General features: G+C 67.2%; 16 protein-coding genes. 13 read left to right on the forward strand and 3 right to left on the reverse strand.

Annotated elements, in window-relative coordinates; all coding sequences use genetic code 11:
- Positions 1-8: 8 nt before the first annotated feature.
- From ACZYZ7_RS03680 to pyrF, 8 genes are all read left to right on the forward strand, one after another.
- Positions 9-1,292: an MFS transporter gene (locus ACZYZ7_RS03680; RefSeq protein ID WP_450069265.1), complete on the forward strand. Its 1,284-nt coding sequence runs from the start codon at positions 9-11 to the stop codon at positions 1,290-1,292.
- 101 nt (positions 1,293-1,393) lie between these two features.
- Entirely contained in the window at positions 1,394-1,951 is a 558-nt protein-coding gene (pyrR, locus tag ACZYZ7_RS03685; protein ID WP_029107510.1) for a bifunctional pyr operon transcriptional regulator/uracil phosphoribosyltransferase PyrR, read from the forward strand.
- Complete coding sequence (locus ACZYZ7_RS03690; RefSeq protein ID WP_135454140.1) at positions 1,948-2,904, forward strand: aspartate carbamoyltransferase catalytic subunit; 957 nt, start codon at positions 1,948-1,950, stop codon at positions 2,902-2,904. The genes pyrR and ACZYZ7_RS03690 overlap by 4 nt, the downstream gene beginning before the upstream one ends.
- Positions 2,901-4,220, forward strand: coding sequence for a dihydroorotase (locus tag ACZYZ7_RS03695; protein WP_463740222.1), 1,320 nt, complete (start codon positions 2,901-2,903; stop codon positions 4,218-4,220). Before ACZYZ7_RS03690 ends, ACZYZ7_RS03695 begins: the two co-directional genes overlap by 4 nt.
- The gene (locus ACZYZ7_RS03700) at positions 4,217-4,717 is read left to right on the forward strand and encodes a PH-like domain-containing protein (protein ID WP_135454144.1); all 501 of its coding nucleotides are present in this window, start codon (positions 4,217-4,219) and stop codon (positions 4,715-4,717) included. The genes ACZYZ7_RS03695 and ACZYZ7_RS03700 overlap by 4 nt, the downstream gene beginning before the upstream one ends.
- Complete coding sequence (gene carA / locus ACZYZ7_RS03705) at positions 4,714-5,850, forward strand: glutamine-hydrolyzing carbamoyl-phosphate synthase small subunit (RefSeq protein ID WP_463740223.1); 1,137 nt, start codon at positions 4,714-4,716, stop codon at positions 5,848-5,850. The genes ACZYZ7_RS03700 and carA overlap by 4 nt, the downstream gene beginning before the upstream one ends.
- Complete coding sequence (gene carB, locus ACZYZ7_RS03710) at positions 5,851-9,204, forward strand: carbamoyl-phosphate synthase large subunit (RefSeq protein WP_463740224.1); 3,354 nt, start codon at positions 5,851-5,853, stop codon at positions 9,202-9,204. It begins immediately after the preceding gene.
- Between the two features lie 2 nt (positions 9,205-9,206).
- Positions 9,207-10,019: an orotidine-5'-phosphate decarboxylase gene (gene pyrF / locus ACZYZ7_RS03715; RefSeq protein ID WP_450069101.1), complete on the forward strand. Its 813-nt coding sequence runs from the start codon at positions 9,207-9,209 to the stop codon at positions 10,017-10,019.
- Here pyrF and ACZYZ7_RS03720 read toward each other — a convergent pair.
- The gene (locus ACZYZ7_RS03720) at positions 10,007-11,068 is read right to left on the reverse strand and encodes a DUF2330 domain-containing protein (protein ID WP_463740225.1); all 1,062 of its coding nucleotides are present in this window, start codon (positions 11,066-11,068) and stop codon (positions 10,007-10,009) included. The two genes, pyrF and ACZYZ7_RS03720, sit on opposite strands and share 13 nt — an antisense overlap.
- 179 nt (positions 11,069-11,247) lie before the next feature.
- The gene (locus tag ACZYZ7_RS03725; RefSeq protein WP_463740541.1) at positions 11,248-11,817 is read right to left on the reverse strand and encodes a hypothetical protein; all 570 of its coding nucleotides are present in this window, start codon (positions 11,815-11,817) and stop codon (positions 11,248-11,250) included.
- A gap of 500 nt (positions 11,818-12,317) precedes the next feature.
- Between ACZYZ7_RS03725 and mihF the strand changes: the two genes are divergently transcribed.
- The 5 genes from mihF to metK all read left to right on the forward strand — a co-directional run bounded on the left by mihF (position 12,318) and on the right by metK (position 16,266).
- Complete coding sequence (gene mihF / locus ACZYZ7_RS03730; protein WP_003880790.1) at positions 12,318-12,632, forward strand: integration host factor, actinobacterial type; 315 nt, start codon at positions 12,318-12,320, stop codon at positions 12,630-12,632.
- 11 nt (positions 12,633-12,643) lie between these two features.
- Entirely contained in the window at positions 12,644-13,237 is a 594-nt protein-coding gene (gene gmk / locus ACZYZ7_RS03735; RefSeq protein WP_463740226.1) for a guanylate kinase, read from the forward strand.
- A gap of 92 nt (positions 13,238-13,329) precedes the next feature.
- On the forward strand, positions 13,330-13,656 hold the full coding sequence (gene rpoZ, locus ACZYZ7_RS03740; protein WP_135454156.1) for a DNA-directed RNA polymerase subunit omega: 327 nt from the start codon (positions 13,330-13,332) through the stop codon (positions 13,654-13,656).
- A gap of 19 nt (positions 13,657-13,675) precedes the next feature.
- On the forward strand, positions 13,676-14,923 hold the full coding sequence (gene coaBC / locus ACZYZ7_RS03745) for a bifunctional phosphopantothenoylcysteine decarboxylase/phosphopantothenate--cysteine ligase CoaBC (RefSeq protein WP_463740227.1): 1,248 nt from the start codon (positions 13,676-13,678) through the stop codon (positions 14,921-14,923).
- Between the two features lie 143 nt (positions 14,924-15,066).
- The gene (metK, locus tag ACZYZ7_RS03750; RefSeq protein ID WP_450069105.1) at positions 15,067-16,266 is read left to right on the forward strand and encodes a methionine adenosyltransferase; all 1,200 of its coding nucleotides are present in this window, start codon (positions 15,067-15,069) and stop codon (positions 16,264-16,266) included.
- Between the two features lie 274 nt (positions 16,267-16,540).
- Here the strand turns inward: metK and ppk2 are convergent, their stop codons facing one another.
- The gene (gene ppk2 / locus ACZYZ7_RS03755) at positions 16,541-17,380 is read right to left on the reverse strand and encodes a polyphosphate kinase 2 (protein WP_135454163.1); all 840 of its coding nucleotides are present in this window, start codon (positions 17,378-17,380) and stop codon (positions 16,541-16,543) included.
- Positions 17,381-17,405 lie beyond the last annotated feature (25 nt).

Genomic DNA, 17,405 nt, shown 5'->3' on the forward strand with positions numbered 1-17,405 from the left:
CCCACCCCATGAAGCGGGTGGCATTCGCCAGCTTTGTCGGCACCGCGATCGAGTTCTACGACTTCTACATCTACGGCACCGCCGCGGCGCTGATCTTTCCTCACGTGTTCTTCCCGAACATGGGTCCCACGATGGCGACCATCTCCTCACTCGGCACGTTCGCGGTCGCGTTCCTGTCCCGCCCGATCGGTGCCGCGGTGTTCGGCCATTTCGGAGATCGACTGGGCCGCAAGAAGACTCTGATCGCGACGCTGTTGATCATGGGTCTGTCGACCATCTGCGTCGGGTTGGTGCCCAGCGCGGCGACGATCGGCGTCGCCGCGCCGATCATCCTGCTGGTGCTGCGACTGATGCAGGGCTTCGCCGTCGGCGGAGAATGGGCCGGGTCGGCGCTGCTGAGCGCCGAGTACGCGCCGGTCGGAAAGCGCGGCATGTACGGGATGTTCACCCAACTCGGTGCGGGCGCCGGGCTCGCGGTGAGCAACCTGGTGGTCTTCATCGTCAGCCTGACCGTCGGCGAGAAGAGCGCGGTGTTCCTGGACTGGGGCTGGCGGCTGCCGTTCCTGTTCAGCGCAGTATTGCTGATCGTGGCGCTGTACGTGCGGCTGAGCATCGACGAGACGCCGGTCTTCGCCCGCGAGCAGGTGACCGGCGGTGTGCCCAAGGCGCCGCTGAGCGAACTGTTCCGGACTCAGAGCCGACAGGTGGCGCTCGCGGCGGGCTGCATGGTCGGCATCTTCACCATGAGCTTCCTGGGCGGCACCTACCTGATGAGCTACGCCAGCACCCGCATCGGGCACCCGCGCAGCCTCATCCTCGGCGTCGGCGTGCTCGCCGGCGTCGCGCTGATGATCTTCTCGGCGATTTCGGCGGTGCTGTGCGACCGGTACGGCCGCCGGCGCGTCATTCTCGCCGGCTTCGGGCTGGCCCTGCCATGGGCGTTCGTGGTGATGCCGCTGATCGACTCCGGTTCACCGGTGGGCTTCGCGGTGGCGATCGCCGGCATCTTCTGCATCTTCGGCCTGTCCTACGGGCCGATCGGGTCGTTCCTGCCTGAGATCTTCGCCACGCGTTACCGCTACACCGGCGCGGGTCTCTCGTTCAACCTGGCCGGCATCGTCGGCGGGGCAATTCCACCGTTGGTCGCCGGAGTGCTGGTGGCCACGCTGGGTAGCTGGGCTGTCGGGGCGATGATGGCGGCTTTCGTCGTCGTCAGCATCGTCTCGACCGTGCTGCTGCCCGAGACAAAGGGAACCGAACTGGACGCCGTACCGAGTGACTCTGCGAGGTGACCGTGGCGGGCCGGGTGTTTGCGGCCTGCTAAGCTACCCCGCAGTTCGACGTCCTTTAACGATCCGTCCCGAGAGGCGGAGAAGGAGGTCAGGGTCACCTTATGGGCTCTTCAAGTGCCGACCGGGAATTGTTGTCTGCGGCGGACGTCGGCCGCACCATTTCCCGGATCGCCCATCAGATCATCGAAAAGACCGCTCTTGACGATCCCGCCGAACGTGAGCGGGTCGTTCTCCTCGGCATCCCCACGCGGGGCGTGACGCTGGCCACGCGCCTGGCCGCCAAGATCAATGAGTTCGCCGATGTGGCGTTGCCGGTCGGTGCCTTGGACATCACGCTCTACCGCGACGACCTCAACTTCAAGCCGCCGCGGCCATTGGCGGCAACGTCCATCCCGCCCGGCGGCATCGATGACGCCGTGGTGATCCTCGTCGACGACGTCCTGTACTCAGGGCGGTCGGTGCGCTCGGCGCTGGATGCCTTGCGCGACATCGGCCGTCCGCGGGTGGTGCAGCTCGCGGTACTGGTCGACCGCGGCCACCGGGAGCTGCCGATCCGCGCCGATTACGTCGGCAAGAACGTGCCGACGTCCCGCACCGAGAGTGTCCATGTGCTGCTGTCCGAGGATGATGACCGTGATGGGGTGGTGATTTCGAAATGACGACACGTCATCTCCTATCGGCGCAGGACCTCACCCGGGATGACGCGACGGCGATCCTCGATGACGCCGACCGCTTCCGTGAGGCGCTGCTGGGCCGTGAGGTCAAGAAGCTGCCGACATTGCGCGGCCGGACCGTCATCACGATGTTCTACGAGAACTCCACCCGGACCCGGGTGTCGTTCGAGGTCGCGGGCAAGTGGATGAGCGCCGACGTGATCAACGTCAGCTCCTCGGGATCCTCTGTGGCCAAAGGGGAGTCGCTGCGCGACACCGCGCTGACCCTGCGTGCGGCCGGGGCCGATGCCCTGATCATCCGCCACCCGGCCTCGGGTGCCGCTCAGCAGCTCGCCGAATGGACCGCCGAGGAGGGCGGCGGCGGACCCAGCGTGATCAACGCCGGCGACGGTACGCACGAGCATCCGACCCAGGCGTTGCTCGACGCCTTGACCATCCGCCAACGCCTGGGCTCCATCGAGGGCAAGCGTGTGGTGATCGTCGGCGACGTGCTGCACAGCAGGGTGGCCCGGTCGAACGTGTCGCTGCTGGCAACCCTGGGTGCCGAGGTGGTGCTGGTCGCGCCGCCGACGCTGCTGCCGGTCGGGGTGTCCGGGTGGCCGGTCACGGTGTCGCACGACCTCGATGCCGAACTGCCCGCCGCCGACGCGGTGTTGATGCTGCGGGTCCAGGCCGAGCGGATGAACGGTGCGTTCTTCCCGTCCGCACGTGAGTATTCGGTGCGCTACGGGCTGTCGGAGAAGCGTCAGGCCATGCTGCCCGGCAACGCCGTGGTGCTGCACCCGGGACCGATGCTGCGCGGCATGGAGATCGCGTTCCCGGTCGCCGATTCCTCGCAATCGGCTGTTCTGCAACAGGTTTCAAATGGTGTCCACGTGCGGATGGCGGTGCTGTTCCATCTGCTGGTGGGCGCGGATCGGGAGGCGATCAGCGTATGACGAAACACATCGCAGGCTCGAATCCGCCGGTCCTCATCCGCGGGGTCCGTCTCTACGGTGAGGGTGACGCGCTCGACGTGTTGATCGCCGATGGGCAGATCGCCGAGATCGGTTCGGCCCTCAAGGCTCCCGGGGATGCCGAGGTGATCGAAGCTGCCGGCCAGGTGCTGCTGCCGGGCTTCGTCGATCTGCACACCCATCTGCGCGAGCCCGGCCGCGAATACGCCGAGGACATCGAAACAGGTTCCGCCGCAGCGGCTCTGGGTGGCTACACCGCGGTGTTCGCGATGGCCAACACCGATCCGGTCGCCGATTCCGCGGTGGTCACCGACCACGTGTGGAACCGCGGCCAGCAGGTGGGCCTGGTCGATGTGCACCCGGTCGGTGCGGTCACGGTCGGCCTCAAAGGCAAGCAGCTCACCGAGATGGGCCTGATGGCCGATGGTGTCGGCCAGGTGCGGATGTTCTCCGACGACGGTTTGTGCGTCGACGATCCGCTGGTGATGCGGCGGGCGCTGGAGTACGCCACCGGCCTCGGCGTGCTCATCGCCCAGCACGCTGAAGAGCCGCGGCTGACCGTCGGCGCCGTCGCCCATGAGGGGCCGAACGCGGCCCGGCTGGGTTTGGCGGGTTGGCCACGCGCGGCCGAAGAGTCGATCGTGGCCCGGGACGCGATCCTGGCCCGTGACGCCGGCGCCCGGGTGCACATCTGCCATGCGTCCACCGCCGGCACCGTGGAGTTGCTGAAATGGGCCAAGGCACAAGGTATTTCCATCACCGCAGAGGTCACCCCGCATCATCTGCTGCTCGATGACGGCCGGTTGGCCAGCTATGACGGACGCAACCGCGTCAACCCGCCGCTGCGGGAATCCAGTGACGCCGTGGCGTTGCGTCAGGCCCTGGCTGACGGCGTCATCGACTGTGTGGCCACCGACCATGCCCCGCACGCCGAGCACGAGAAGTGCTGCGAGTTCTCGGTAGCCCGCCCGGGCATGCTCGGCCTGCAGACCGCGCTGTCCGTGGTGGCCGAAACCATGGTGCGTCCCGGCCTGCTGACCTGGCGCGGCGTCGCCAAGGTGATGAGCGAGGCGCCCGCTGCGATCGTCGGTCTGCCCGATCAGGGCCGGCCGCTGGAGGTGGGGGAGCCCGCCAACCTCACCGTGATCGATCCCGACGCGACCTGGACGGTGGAAGGCGACGAGCTGGCCAGCCGCTCGGACAACACGCCTTTCGAATCGATGACGCTGCCGGCGACCGTGACCGCCACGCTGCTGCGCGGCAAGATCACTGCCCTGGACGGGAAGTGTCCGCGTTGAACACTCCCACGCTGATCGCGTCGCTGGTGCTGGCCGCCGTGCTGGCCGTGCTGATCGCGTTCCTGATCCGGCAGATGATGCGCGGCTGGTTGCATCGTGCGCAGCGCCAGGCCGAGCTGATCGGCACGCTGCCGACGCTGCCCGACACCGTCGGTGCGGCGACGATCGCGGCCACCAAAGGGATGTACGTCGGCAGCACGCTGGTACCGCACTGGAACGACAAGGTCGCCGCGGGGGATCTGGGCTTTCGCACCAAGGCGGTGCTGACCCGCTATCCCGAGGGAATCATGATGCAGCGCAGCGGTGCCGGGCCGATCTGGATCCCTGCCGAGTCGGTCACCGCGATCAGGACTGAACGCGGAATCGCAGGCAAGGCACTGACTTACGACGGAATCCTGGCCATCAGGTGGCGGCTGCCCTCGGGCACCGAGATCGACACCGGGTTCCGCGCCGACAATCGCGCAGAGTACGACCGCTGGCTGGAGGAAGAGGCATGACGAGCAACAAGAGCAACGAAAAGGCGGTCCTGGTACTCGAGGACGGGCGCGTCTTCACCGGTACGACGTTCGGGGCGGTCGGGCAGACCCTCGGCGAGGCGGTGTTCTCCACCGGCATGTCGGGCTACCAGGAGACGCTCACCGATCCCAGCTACCACGGCCAGATCGTGGTCGCGACCGCTCCGCAGATCGGCAACACGGGCTGGAACACCGAGGACGGCGAAAGCCGTGACGACAAGATCTGGGTGGCCGGTTACGCCGTGCGCGACCCTTCGCCGCGCGCGTCGAACTGGCGGGCCAGCGGAACCCTCGACGACGAGTTGGTCCGGCAGGGCATCGTGGGCATCGCCGGGATCGACACCCGGGCGGTGGTGCGCCACCTGCGCACGCGCGGGTCGATGAAGGCCGGGGTGTTCTCCGGCGCCGCCTTGGCGGGGACCGACGAGCTGGTGGCCCGCGTTCTCGACCAGCCCTCGATGCTGGGCGCGGATCTGGCCGGTCAGGTCAGCACCGAGAGCTCCTACATCGTGGAACCCGAAGGCGGTCACCGGTTTACGGTCGCCGCGGTTGACCTGGGCATCAAGACCAACACCCCCCGCAACTTCGCCCGGCGCGGGATCCGCAGCCACGTCCTGCCGTCGTCGGTGACCTTCGATCAGATCGCCGACCTCAAACCCGACGGGGTGTTCCTGTCCAACGGCCCCGGTGACCCGGCCACCGCCGACCACATCGTCGCGGTGACCCGCGAGGTACTCAGTGCCGGAATCCCGTTGTTCGGCATCTGCTTCGGCAACCAGATCCTGGGCCGTGCGCTGGGCAGGTCCACCTACAAGATGGTGTTCGGCCACCGCGGCATCAACATCCCGGTGATCGACCACATCACCGGCCGGGTAGCGATCACCGCCCAGAACCACGGCTTCGCGCTCGAAGGCGAAGCGGGCGAGACCTTCGACACCCCCTTCGGCGCAGCCGAGGTCAGCCACACCTGTGCCAACGACGGTGTGGTGGAAGGGATCCGGCTGGTCGACGGCCGGGCGTTCTCAGTCCAGTACCACCCGGAGGCCGCGGCCGGACCACACGACGCGGAGTACCTGTTCGACCAGTTCGTCGACCTGATGGCAGGAGAGAAGTAGATGCCACGTCGCTCTGACCTCAACCACGTGCTGGTGATCGGGTCCGGCCCGATCGTCATCGGCCAAGCCTGCGAGTTCGACTACTCGGGCACCCAGGCCTGCCGGGTGCTGCGCTCCGAGGGCATCCAGGTCAGCCTGGTCAACTCGAACCCGGCGACGATCATGACCGACCCCGAGTACGCCGACAACACCTACGTCGAACCGATCACCTGGGACTTCGTCGAGAAGGTCATCGTTCAGCAGGCCGAGCGCGGCAACAAGATCGACGCCGTGCTGGCCACCCTCGGCGGGCAGACCGCGCTGAACACCGCGGTGGCCCTGCACGAGAACGGTGTGCTCGAGAAGTACGGGGTCGAACTCATCGGCGCCGACTTCGAGGCCATCCAACGCGGCGAGGACCGGCAGAAGTTCAAGGACATCGTCGCCAAGGTGGGTGGTGAATCCGCCCGCAGCCGTGTGTGTTTCACCATGGACGAGGTCCGCGACACCGTCGCCGAGCTTGGACTGCCCGTCGTCGTCCGCCCGTCGTTCACCATGGGTGGGCTGGGATCCGGCATGGCGTACTCGGCCGAGGACGTCGAGCGGATGGCCGGTGACGGCCTGGCCGCCTCGCCTTCGGCGAACGTGCTGATCGAGGAATCCATCTATGGGTGGAAGGAATTCGAGCTCGAGCTGATGCGCGACAGCCGCGACAACGTCGTGGTGGTCTGCTCGATCGAGAACTTCGACCCGATGGGCGTGCACACCGGTGATTCGGTGACCGTCGCGCCGGCGATGACACTGACCGACCGTGAATACCAGAAGATGCGCGACCTGGGTATCGCGATCCTGCGCGAGGTGGGCGTCGACACGGGCGGTTGCAACATCCAGTTCGCGATCGACCCCAGCGATGGCCGCCTGATCGTCATCGAGATGAACCCGCGGGTGTCGCGGTCCTCGGCGCTGGCATCGAAGGCCACGGGCTTCCCGATCGCCAAGATCGCGGCGAAGCTGGCCATCGGCTACACGCTCGACGAGATCATCAACGACATCACCAAGGAAACTCCGGCCTGCTTCGAACCCACGCTGGACTACGTCGTGGTCAAGGCACCGCGGTTCGCATTCGAGAAGTTCCCCGGCGCCGACGCCACGCTGACCACCACGATGAAGTCGGTCGGTGAGGCGATGTCGTTGGGCCGCAACTTCATCGAGGCCCTCGGCAAGGTGATGCGGTCGCTGGAGACCAGCCGGGCCGGGTTCTGGACCGGCCCGGACCCCGATGTCACGGTCGAGCAGTTGCTGACCGGTCTGCGCACCCCGGTGGACGGCCGGCTCTACGACATCGAGCACGCGTTGCGCCTGGGCGCCAGTGTCGAGCAGGTGGCCGAGGCCTCCGGTGTCGACCCGTGGTTCATCGAGCAGATCGCCGGTCTGGTCGCGCAGCGGGTCGAGCTGCTGGAAGCGCCGGTGCTCGACGCGGACCTGCTGCGGCGGGCCAAGCACAGCGGGCTCTCGGATCGCCAGATCGCCGCGCTGCGGCCGGAGCTGGCCGGCGAGTCGGGCGTGCGCGCGCTGCGCCGCCGCCTCGGTATCCACCCGGTGTACAAGACCGTCGACACCTGCGCTGCCGAGTTCGACGCCAAGACGCCGTACCACTACAGCAGCTACGAGCTCGACCCCGCCGCGGAGACCGAGGTCGCCCCGCAGACCGAGAAACCCAAGGTGCTGATCCTGGGTTCCGGCCCGAACCGGATCGGCCAGGGCATCGAATTCGACTACAGCTGCGTGCATGCCGCGACCACGTTGAGTTCGGTCGGGTTCGAGACCGTGATGGTCAACTGCAACCCCGAGACGGTCTCCACCGACTACGACACCGCCGACCGGCTGTACTTCGAGCCCCTCACATTCGAGGACGTGCTGGAGGTCTACTACGCCGAGGACGCCTCGGGTAAGGGTGAGGACGGGACCGGTCCCGGTGTCGTCGGTGTGATCGTGCAGCTCGGCGGACAGACCCCGCTCGGCCTGGCCAAGCGCCTGGAGGACGCCGGAGTCCCGATCGTGGGCACCGGACCCGAAGCGATCGACCTGGCCGAGGACCGCGGCCTGTTCGGTGAGGTTCTGGTCAACGCGGGCCTGCCGGCCCCGCGGTTCGGCACCGCCACGAGCTTCGAGCAGGCCCGGCGGATCGCGTCCGAGATCGGTTACCCGGTGCTGGTGCGTCCCTCCTACGTCCTGGGTGGGCGCGGCATGGAGATCGTCTACGACGAGGCGACCCTGGAGGGCTACATCGCCCGTGCCACCCAGCTGTCCCCGGAACACCCGGTGCTGGTCGACCGGTTCCTGGAGGACGCGATCGAGATCGACGTCGACGCGCTGTGCGACGGCAACGAGGTGTACATCGGCGGCATCATGGAGCACATTGAGGAGGCCGGTATCCACTCCGGTGACTCGGCTTGCGCATTGCCCCCGGTCACCTTGGGCCGCAGCGACATCGACGCGGTGCGCCGCGCCACCGAGGCCATCGCCCATGGAATCGGCGTGGTCGGACTGCTCAACGTCCAGTACGCGCTCAAGGACGACGTGCTCTACGTGCTGGAGGCCAACCCCCGCGCCAGCCGTACCGTGCCGTTCGTGTCCAAGGCCACCGCGGTGCCGCTGGCCAAAGCCTGTGCCCGGGTGATGCTGGGTGCCACCATCGCCGAGTTGCGTGCGGAAGGGCTGCTGAACAAGACCGGCGATGGGGCCAACATTGCCCGCAACGCTCCGGTGGCGGTCAAGGAAGCCGTGCTGCCGTTCCACCGGTTCCGCCGTGCCGACGGGGCTCAGGTCGATTCGTTGCTGGGACCGGAGATGAAGTCGACCGGCGAGGTGATGGGCATCGACCACGACTTCGGCACCGCCTTCGCCAAGAGCCAGACGGCGGCCTACGGGTCGCTGCCGGCCGAGGGCACCGTCTTCGTCTCGGTGGCGAACCGCGACAAGCGTTCGCTGGTGTTCCCGGTGAAGCGCCTGGCCGATCTCGGATTCCGGGTGCTGGCCACCGAGGGCACCGCAGAGATGCTGCGCCGCAACGGTATTCCCTGCGATGAGGTGCGCAAGCACTCTGAGCCACCCAGTGGAAGCCGCGATCTGCCGTCCGCGGTCGACGTCATCAAGGCCGGCGAGGTCGACATGGTCATCAACACGCCGTACGGAAATTCCGGGCCGCGCGTCGACGGGTACGAGATCCGTTCGGCCGCAGTATCGATGAACATTCCTTGCGTGACGACGGTGCAGGGCGCCTCGGCCGCGGTGCAGGGTATCGAGGCGGGTATCCGCGGCGATATCGGCGTGATGTCACTGCAGGAACTGCACAGCGAGCTGGAATCGCGCTGACCATGGAGGCTTTCGGGCAACGGCTCGCCGATGCGGTGTCCGAGCGGGGGCCGTTGTGTCCCGGCATCGACCCGCACCCCGGGCTGCTGCAGGCGTGGGGGCTGTCCGCCGACGCCGACGGTCTGGCCGCGTTCAGCGACATCTGCGTGACGGCATTCGCCGGCTTCGCGATGGTCAAGCCGCAGGTGGCGTTCTTCGAGGCCTACGGCTCGGCGGGTTTCGCGGTGCTGGAGCGCACGATGGCTGCCCTGCGCGAGGCCGGGGTGCTGGTGCTGGCCGATGCCAAGCGTGGGGACATCGGCTCGACCATGGCTGCCTATGCCGCGGCCTGGGCGGGTGACTCGCCGCTGGCGGCCGACGCGGTGACCGCATCGCCGTATCTGGGCTTCGGTTCATTGCAGCCGCTGCTGGACACCGCCGCGGCCCATGGCCGGGGCGTGTTCGTGTTGGCCGCCACCTCCAATCCGGAGGGGGCGAGCGTGCAGCGCGCCATGGCCGGGTCACGCACCGTGGCGCAGTCCGTCGTCGACGATGTGGCCGCGGTGAACCAGGCTGCCGGCCGGCCCATCGGCTCGGTGGGTGTGGTGGTCGGGGCGACGGTGACCGAACTGCCCGATCTCAGCGCGCTCGGTGGACCGGTGCTGGTGCCCGGCGTCGGAGCCCAGGGCGGGCGCGCCGATGCGCTGGGCGGATTCGGCGGGGCCCGGCTGGTGCTGCCCACGGTGTCGCGCGAGGTGCTGCGGGCGGGCCCGGCGGTGGCCGATCTGCGTGCGGCGGCCGAGCGCCTGCGCGACGAAGTTGCCTATCTCGCCTGACGGCGGCCGCCGACCCTCACCACCCGTACGACGACGGCCACGGCACCGATGCCGGCAGCCACCAGCAGGGCCAGGCCGGTGAGGTCGCCCCGATCCCGTTCGCGGTAGATCACGGCCCGGTAGTCGTCGTCCGCCGCGGCAGCGGCGAAGCCGTAGTCGCCGTCGATCGACGCGGGGGAGTCGATCGTGTCGGTCCAGCGCGTCAGGTAGTCGCCCGCTTCGAGATACGGGTCGAGCTCGCGCATCCGGCTCGAGATGCGTCCGGCGAACTGCAACTCGGGGTTGTGTCCGGAGACCGGGAGGGCGGTCGGATCCATCCGGTGGTCGGCCAACAGGTACAGGTCGACGGCGAGCGGAAGTTTCGCCGCGCGAGACAGGCGCATCGGGTAGATCACGGTGTCGGAGGCGAACGACAACCGTAATGGCTGCAGATTGCCGGTGAGGGACTGGCCGGCGGCGTCGGGAAACAGCTGAATCGCGACGATCTCCCAACCTCCGGCGACGTAGGGCGTGAGGTTGTCGGCCAGGCTGGGCGGCTGCGGAAAACCTTTCTCGGACAACCACGAGGCAAGAGCATGGGGATCGTCAGAGGCCAGCCGGGTGACGTTGAACGGCCCGAGTCGCTGCTGGCTGCGCACCGTCACCCCGTCGGGAGCGGCAGCGCTGACAAGGCCGCCGGCGCGCTGGGAGAACAACGTCGACAGCCAACCGAACCTCGGCCACCAGGAGTCGTGGTACTCGATACGTGGTGCCGACAGTGCGGACAATGCGCTGAAGACCGCCGGTTCGCCGAGCGTGACTTCGGCTTCCGACGGCACCGGCATGATCCAGGCCGCCTTCGATGAGCTGCCCCGCACGTTGAACGACATCAGGATGTCCTCGGTGACACCGTCCCACGCGACCAGGGCGCGCTCGTCGGCGACGCTGGCGCCCTCACGGTCGGGGATGTATGCGCCGCATCCACAAGCCCAGGCCGGGGCCGCGACGTTCGCTGTCAGCCCGATCAACAACAGGATGAGGACCGCACTGACAGACCGGATCACGGTCATATCGTATGGGGTCGCAAGGCATCAACAGAACGGAAAAAGCGGACCGCGTGGGTGGCGGTCCGCCTTTTCGTCAACACTGCACGGTTTGCCGCACTGGGCGGCCCGGTCCCTCCGACGAGAATTGCTCGGATACAACCGGTTTGGTCAGCGCGCTGCCAGATACGGTGCGGCGCACCGGGTCACAGTGGAATCCAGATCCCGAACAACCAGAAGCCCCAGTTGTTGAACTGCGGGTTGAAGAACGGTGACACCCAGTGGCCGTTGTAGTTGAACGGCTGGTGATCGAAGCGGCCCTGGTCGATCCCGCGCCAGGCCATGTCCGGCGGAGGTGGGGGCGGGTTGTCCCATGGGCCCGGCCCGCCGGGTCCACCGGGCCAGCCGGGTCCGCCCGGCCCGCCAGGCCCACCGGGCCAGCCGGGTCCGCCTGGACCTCCCGGTCGGTCGTGGCCGCCCGCTCCGCCCGGCCAGCCGGGTCCACCGGGGCCTCCCGGTCCACCCGGGCCGCCGGGTCCGCCGCCTGGGTGATCAGGTCCGCCTGGTCCATCTGGGCCGCCGGGACGATCGGGTCCTCCCGGTCCACCCGGTCCACCGGGACCGCCTGATCCACCCGGCCCGCCCGGCCCCTGGCAATTGCCGAAACTGCACGGCGGCCCGGGTTGGGCCGCTGCCACGCCGGCTCCCGCCGCCAAGGTGGCGGTTCCGAGCGCTACGACGAGGGCAGAAGCGCAGGTCAGACGCTTGATGTTCATATCCAGCTTCCCTTCGGGGGTCATGGATTCCCGACCCTGTGAAGGCTATTTAGCCAAGCTGTGTAATTGCTTTGTGGCAATTAGGCGCGGGCTAGGCGTTGTGAAATGCACCCACCCGACGTGCGCGTCACCGGCTCCGACACGCCCGACACGCCGTGACCAGCGAAAATTTTCTCGAATACCCGGCGGTAACCGGGTCCGGTGGTGTCGGAACCGGTACCGGGCGCCTGAGTAGTTAGCTGTCGATCGCTCGAAAACCATTGACTTGCAGGAATATCCGGCCCGATGTGGTGGCCGGGGCGATGCCAGACGGCGTTTTCGGACGGAAACGGGGTGTCGCGTGCGCGCACTACACGCTGGGCTTTTAGCGCCGTAACCAGGGGGTGGCGTTCGCTTTCGTCAGCCAGCGTGGGTAGGTTCGTCGTCGCTGGCTGGTTTGCACTCCAGCCGTAAAAAACAAGAGATGGCCGAAGAAGAATCGCCAGGAGACGGAGGAACCCGTGGCCCTTCCCCAGTTGACCGACGAACAGCGCGCGGCAGCGTTGGAGAAGGCTGCCGCCGCACGTCGAGCGCGAGCCGAGCTCAAAGATCGACTCAAGCGCGGCGGCACCAACCTCAAGCAGGTGCTCACCGACGCCGAGACCGATGAGGTCTTGGGCAAGATGAAGGTTTCCGCGCTGCTGGAGGCCCTGCCCAAGGTCGGCAAGGTCAAGGCGCAGGAGATCATGACCGAGCTGGAGATCGCCCCGACCCGCCGTCTGCGCGGCCTCGGTGATCGTCAGCGCAAGGCCCTCCTGGAGAAGTTCGACCAGTAGAGGCCCCCGCATTGACCGCTGGTAGAGGGGCTGGACAACACACAGCGACGGCTCCGGTCGTCGTGTTGTCCGGTCCCTCCGCCGTCGGGAAGTCCACCGTGGTCCGCTGTCTGCGGGAGCGGCTTCCCGACCTGTATTTCTCTGTCTCGGTCACGACCAGGGCACCACGGCCGGGAGAGGTCGACGGTGTCGACTACACATTCGTGTCCGCGGAACGATTCCAGCAGCTGATCGATGACGGTGAGCTGCTCGAATGGGCCGACATCCATGGCGGATTGCACCGCTCCGGAACGCCGGCCCAGCCTGTGCGCGACGCCACCCGGGCCGGGCGCCCGGTGCTCATCGAGGTAGATCTGGCCGGGGCGCGAGCCGTCAAGCAGGCCATGCCCGAGGTGATATCGGTGTTCCTGGCACCGCCGAGCTGGGACGAACTGGTCAGCCGATTGTCCGGCCGGGGCACCGAGACGCCCGAGGTGATGGCCAGGCGATTAGAGACGGCGCGGGCCGAAATGGCCGCGAAATCCGACTTTGACCAGGTAGTCGTAAACCGCCAGTTGGATACCGCATGCGCTGAATTGGTATCCTTGCTGGTGGACAGCCGATGACTCATCGTGCCGGGACCGACGCGATCGGGTCCGCGAGCCACCTGCACGCTGTCCACTAAACGCATTTTCGCTAACCGCCAGGAGACTTTTTCGTGAGCACCCCGCACGCCGACGCGCAGCTGGCCGCTGCGGACGACTTGGGTATCGATTCGTCCGCCGCCAGCGCCTATGACACACCGTTGGGCATCACCAACCCGCCCATCGACGAGTTGCTGTCCCGCGCGTCGAGCAAGTACGCGCTGGTGATCTACGCAGCCAAGCGCGCGCGTCAGATCAACGATTACTACAACCAGCTGGGTGACGGCATCCTTGAGTACGTCGGCCCGCTGGTCGAGCCCGGTCTGCAGGAGAAGCCGCTTTCCATCGCGATGCGGGAGATCCACGAGGACCTGCTCGAGCACACCGAGGGCGGCGAGTAGCCAGGCCAGGGCCGGGCACGTGAGCGCGCGCAAGCGAGTCGTCGTCGGTGTGGCCGGCGGCATTGCCGCCTACAAGGCGTGCACCCTGGTCCGTCAACTCACCGAGGCCGGTCATTCGGTGCGTGTGCTGCCCACCGAGTCGGCTCTGCGCTTCGTCGGAGCCGCCACGTTTGAGGCCCTGTCGGGCAATCCCGTGCACACCGGTGTGTTCACCGACGTGCACGAGGTTCCGCACGTCCGTATCGGCCAGGAGGCCGATCTCGTTGTCGTCGCACCCGCCACCGCCGATCTGCTGGCTCGCGCGGTGGCCGGCCGGGCTGACGACCTGCTGACCGCAACGCTCCTGACAGCGCGATGTCCGGTGCTGTTCGCCCCGGCCATGCACACCGAGATGTGGTTCCACCCGGCCACCGTCGACAACGTGGCCACTTTGCGCCGTCGGGGCGCGGTGGTGCTGGAACCCGCATCCGGCCGGCTCACAGGGGCCGACAGCGGCGCGGGGCGGCTACCCGAGGCCGAAGAGATCGTTACTTTCGCGCAGCTCCTGCTGGAGCGGGCCGACGCACTGCCCTACGACCTGAACGGGGTCAAGGCCCTGGTGACGGCCGGCGGTACGCGCGAACCGCTCGATCCGGTGCGGTTCATCGGCAACCGCAGCTCCGGCAAGCAGGGATATGCCGTGGCCCGGGTCCTGGCCCAGCGCGGCGCCGACGTGACGCTCGTCGCGGGTAACACCGCAGGTCTGATCGACCCGGCGGGTGTCGACGTGGTGCACATCGGCTCGGCCGCGCAATTGCGTGACGCGGTGACCAAGTACGCCCCGGAATCCAACGTCCTGGTGATGGCCGCGGCCGTCGCCGACTTCCGGCCCGCGCAGGTGGCCACCAGCAAGATCAAGAAGGGCGGCGCGTCCGAGCCCAGCTCCATCGACCTCGTCCGCAACGACGACGTGCTCGCCGGGGCGGTGCGGGCCCGCACCGATGGGCAGCTGCCGAACATGCGGGCCATCGTCGGTTTCGCTGCCGAGACCGGCGACGCCAACGGCGATGTGCTGTTCCATGCCAGGGCCAAACTCCAGCGCAAGGGATGCGACCTGTTGGTGGTCAACGCAGTGGGGGAGAACCGCGCGTTCGAGGTCGACCACAATGACGGTTGGTTGCTGAGCGCCGATGGTGCCGAGGTCGCACTCGAGCACGGTTCGAAGACTCTGATGGCCACCCGTATCGTGGACTCGATCGCGGCGTTTCTGGGCACGCACGACGGGTGATCCGACGTCCGTACCAAGATGCGGATAAGGGTTGCGCATTTGCGTCCCACGCGCTTGGGTGCAACAGGGCATAGATATTATTCGCCTAACTAAGTAGTTTTGAGACTGAGAACTTTTCAGATCGGCAAGGAAGGAAGCAGACCGTGAGCCAAGGTCGCCTGTTTACCAGTGAGTCGGTAACCGAAGGACACCCCGACAAGATCTGTGATGCGATCAGCGACTCGGTGCTCGACGCGCTGCTGGAGCAGGATCCCAAGTCGCGGGTCGCGGTGGAAACCCTCGTGACCACCGGCCAGGTGCATGTCGCCGGCGAGGTCACCACCTCCGCCTACGCCGACATTCCGAAGATCGTGCGTGACCGCATCCTCGAGATCGGCTACGACTCGTCGACCAAGGGTTTCGACGGTGCCTCGTGCGGTGTGAACATCGCCATCGGCGCCCAGTCGCCCGATATCGCCCAGGGTGTGGACACCGCTCACGAGGCGCGTGTCGAGGGCGCGGGGGATCCCCTGGACGCCCAGGGTGCCGGCGATCAGGGCTTGATGTTCGGGTACGCGATCAGCGACACCCCGGAGCTGATGCCGCTGCCGATCGCGCTGGCCCACCGCTTGGCGCGCCGGCTGACCGAGGTGCGCAAGGGCGGGGTGCTCGATTACCTGCGCCCGGACGGCAAGACCCAGGTCACGATCCAGTACGACGGTACGACACCGGTGCGCCTGGACACCGTGGTGCTGTCCACCCAGCACGCCGACGGGATCGACCTCGACGGTCAGCTGACCCCGGACATCCGGGAGAAGGTCGTCAACACCGTGCTGGCCGACCTCGGCCACGAGACCCTCGATACGTCGGACTACCGCCTGCTGGTCAACCCGACCGGCAAGTTCGTGCTCGGCGGGCCGATGGGTGACGCCGGTCTGACCGGCCGCAAGATCATCGTCGACACCTACGGTGGCTGGGCCCGCCACGGCGGCGGCGCCTTCTCCGGCAAGGATCCGTCAAAGGTGGACCGTTCGGCCGCGTACGCGACGCGCTGGGTGGCCAAGAACATCGTCGCCGCCGGGCTGGCGGAACGTGTCGAGGTGCAGGTGGCCTACGCGATCGGTAAGGCCGCCCCGGTCGGTCTGTTCGTCGAGACCTTCGGCACCGAGACCGTCGACCCGGCCCGCATCGAGAAGGCCATCAGCAGCGTGTTCGATCTGCGCCCCGGCGCGATCATCCGCGACCTGGACCTGCTGCGGCCGATCTACGCCCAGACGGCGGCGTACGGCCACTTCGGGCGTACCGACATCGAACTGCCGTGGGAGCAGCTGAACAAGGTCGACGAACTGAAGGCTTCGGTCTAGCCGCCTCTTTCGCAGAGCAGTAGCTCCTATGTCAAGCCGCCACTGACTGTGGCGGCTTGACTGCGTTTAGAGACCGGAACCACACGGGCGCAAGCAAACACGGATCTGACTCGACAGCTAGCTATACACGCGGTGACCGACAACGGCGTGCTCTACTCCAGCACCGCGAACTGGGCCTACTTCCTCCACGTCACCCGTGGCAGCACCAGCTGGAACCCGTTCGAGGGCACGCCACTCTTCCGCCGCAAGAGCTGGAGCCCTGGTGCGGTAGGCCCTACTCTCGGTCCCCGATCAGCGTTGCCACGTGATCATCGACATATCGGGCCAGGTCGCGCGACGGGCGTCGGTAATCACCGCTCTGCACGGGCCGTTCCGGCAGTGTCACCTGCGGCCGCTCTACGTCATGGTGGTCGATGGTGGACAGCAGATGCGCCATCATGTTGAGCCGCGCGTGCTTCTTGACATCGGATTCGACGATGTACCAAGGGCTTTGCGGGGTATCGGTGTGAACCATCATCTGGTCCTTCGCCCGCGAGTAGTCCTCCCAGCGATACACCGATTCCAGATCCATCGGCGAGAGCTTCCACTGTCGGACCGGGTCGTCCAGCCGTGACCGGAACCGACGCAACTGTTCATCGTCAGATACCGAGAACCAGTACTTCCGTAACAGGATCCCGTCCTCGACCAGCATCTGCTCGAAAATCGGCGTCTGGCGCAGGAACAGTTGATGCTCCTGCGGCGTGCAAAAACCCATCACCTGTTCGACACCCGCGCGGTTGTACCAAGACCGGTCGAACAGCACGATCTCGCCCTTGGCGGGCAGGTGCGCGATGTATCGCTGGAAGTACCACTCGCCCCGCTCGCGTTCAGTTGGCGCCGGCAGTGCCGCCACCCGGGCGACGCGGGGGCTGAGATACTCGGTGATCCGCTTGATGGTGCCGCCTTTGCCGGCGGCGTCGCGACCCTCGAACACCACCACGACGCGGGCGCCGGTGTGTCTGACCCACTCCTGCAGTTTCACGAATTCGGTTTGCAGCCGGAACAACTCGGCTTCGTACACCTTGTTCGACAATTTCTTCTTGGCGGCGGTTTCATCGTCGGATCCTGCACCCATGTCCAAATCCTAAGACGCCGGTCAC

This window comes from Mycobacterium sp. IDUB_17 (assembly GCF_055419465.1).

What these genes read in the sequence shown, in the direction of transcription:
- ACZYZ7_RS03695 (WP_463740222.1), top strand. Translation starts at nt 2,901, where the DNA reads ATGACGAAACACATCGCAGGCTCGAATCCGCCGGTCCTCATCCGCGGG.
- ACZYZ7_RS03720 (WP_463740225.1), bottom strand. Translation starts at nt 11,068, where the DNA reads ATGACCGTGATCCGGTCTGTCAGTGCGGTCCTCATCCTGTTGTTGATC.
- ppk2 (WP_135454163.1), bottom strand. Translation starts at nt 17,380, where the DNA reads ATGGGTGCAGGATCCGACGATGAAACCGCCGCCAAGAAGAAATTGTCG.
- ACZYZ7_RS03690 (WP_135454140.1), top strand. Translation starts at nt 1,948, where the DNA reads ATGACGACACGTCATCTCCTATCGGCGCAGGACCTCACCCGGGATGAC.
- pyrR (WP_029107510.1), top strand. Translation starts at nt 1,394, where the DNA reads ATGGGCTCTTCAAGTGCCGACCGGGAATTGTTGTCTGCGGCGGACGTC.
- pyrF (WP_450069101.1), top strand. Translation starts at nt 9,207, where the DNA reads ATGGAGGCTTTCGGGCAACGGCTCGCCGATGCGGTGTCCGAGCGGGGG.
- carB (WP_463740224.1), top strand. Translation starts at nt 5,851, where the DNA reads ATGCCACGTCGCTCTGACCTCAACCACGTGCTGGTGATCGGGTCCGGC.
- ACZYZ7_RS03725 (WP_463740541.1), bottom strand. Translation starts at nt 11,817, where the DNA reads ATGAACATCAAGCGTCTGACCTGCGCTTCTGCCCTCGTCGTAGCGCTC.
- carA (WP_463740223.1), top strand. Translation starts at nt 4,714, where the DNA reads ATGACGAGCAACAAGAGCAACGAAAAGGCGGTCCTGGTACTCGAGGAC.
- ACZYZ7_RS03680 (WP_450069265.1), top strand. Translation starts at nt 9, where the DNA reads ATGAAGCGGGTGGCATTCGCCAGCTTTGTCGGCACCGCGATCGAGTTC.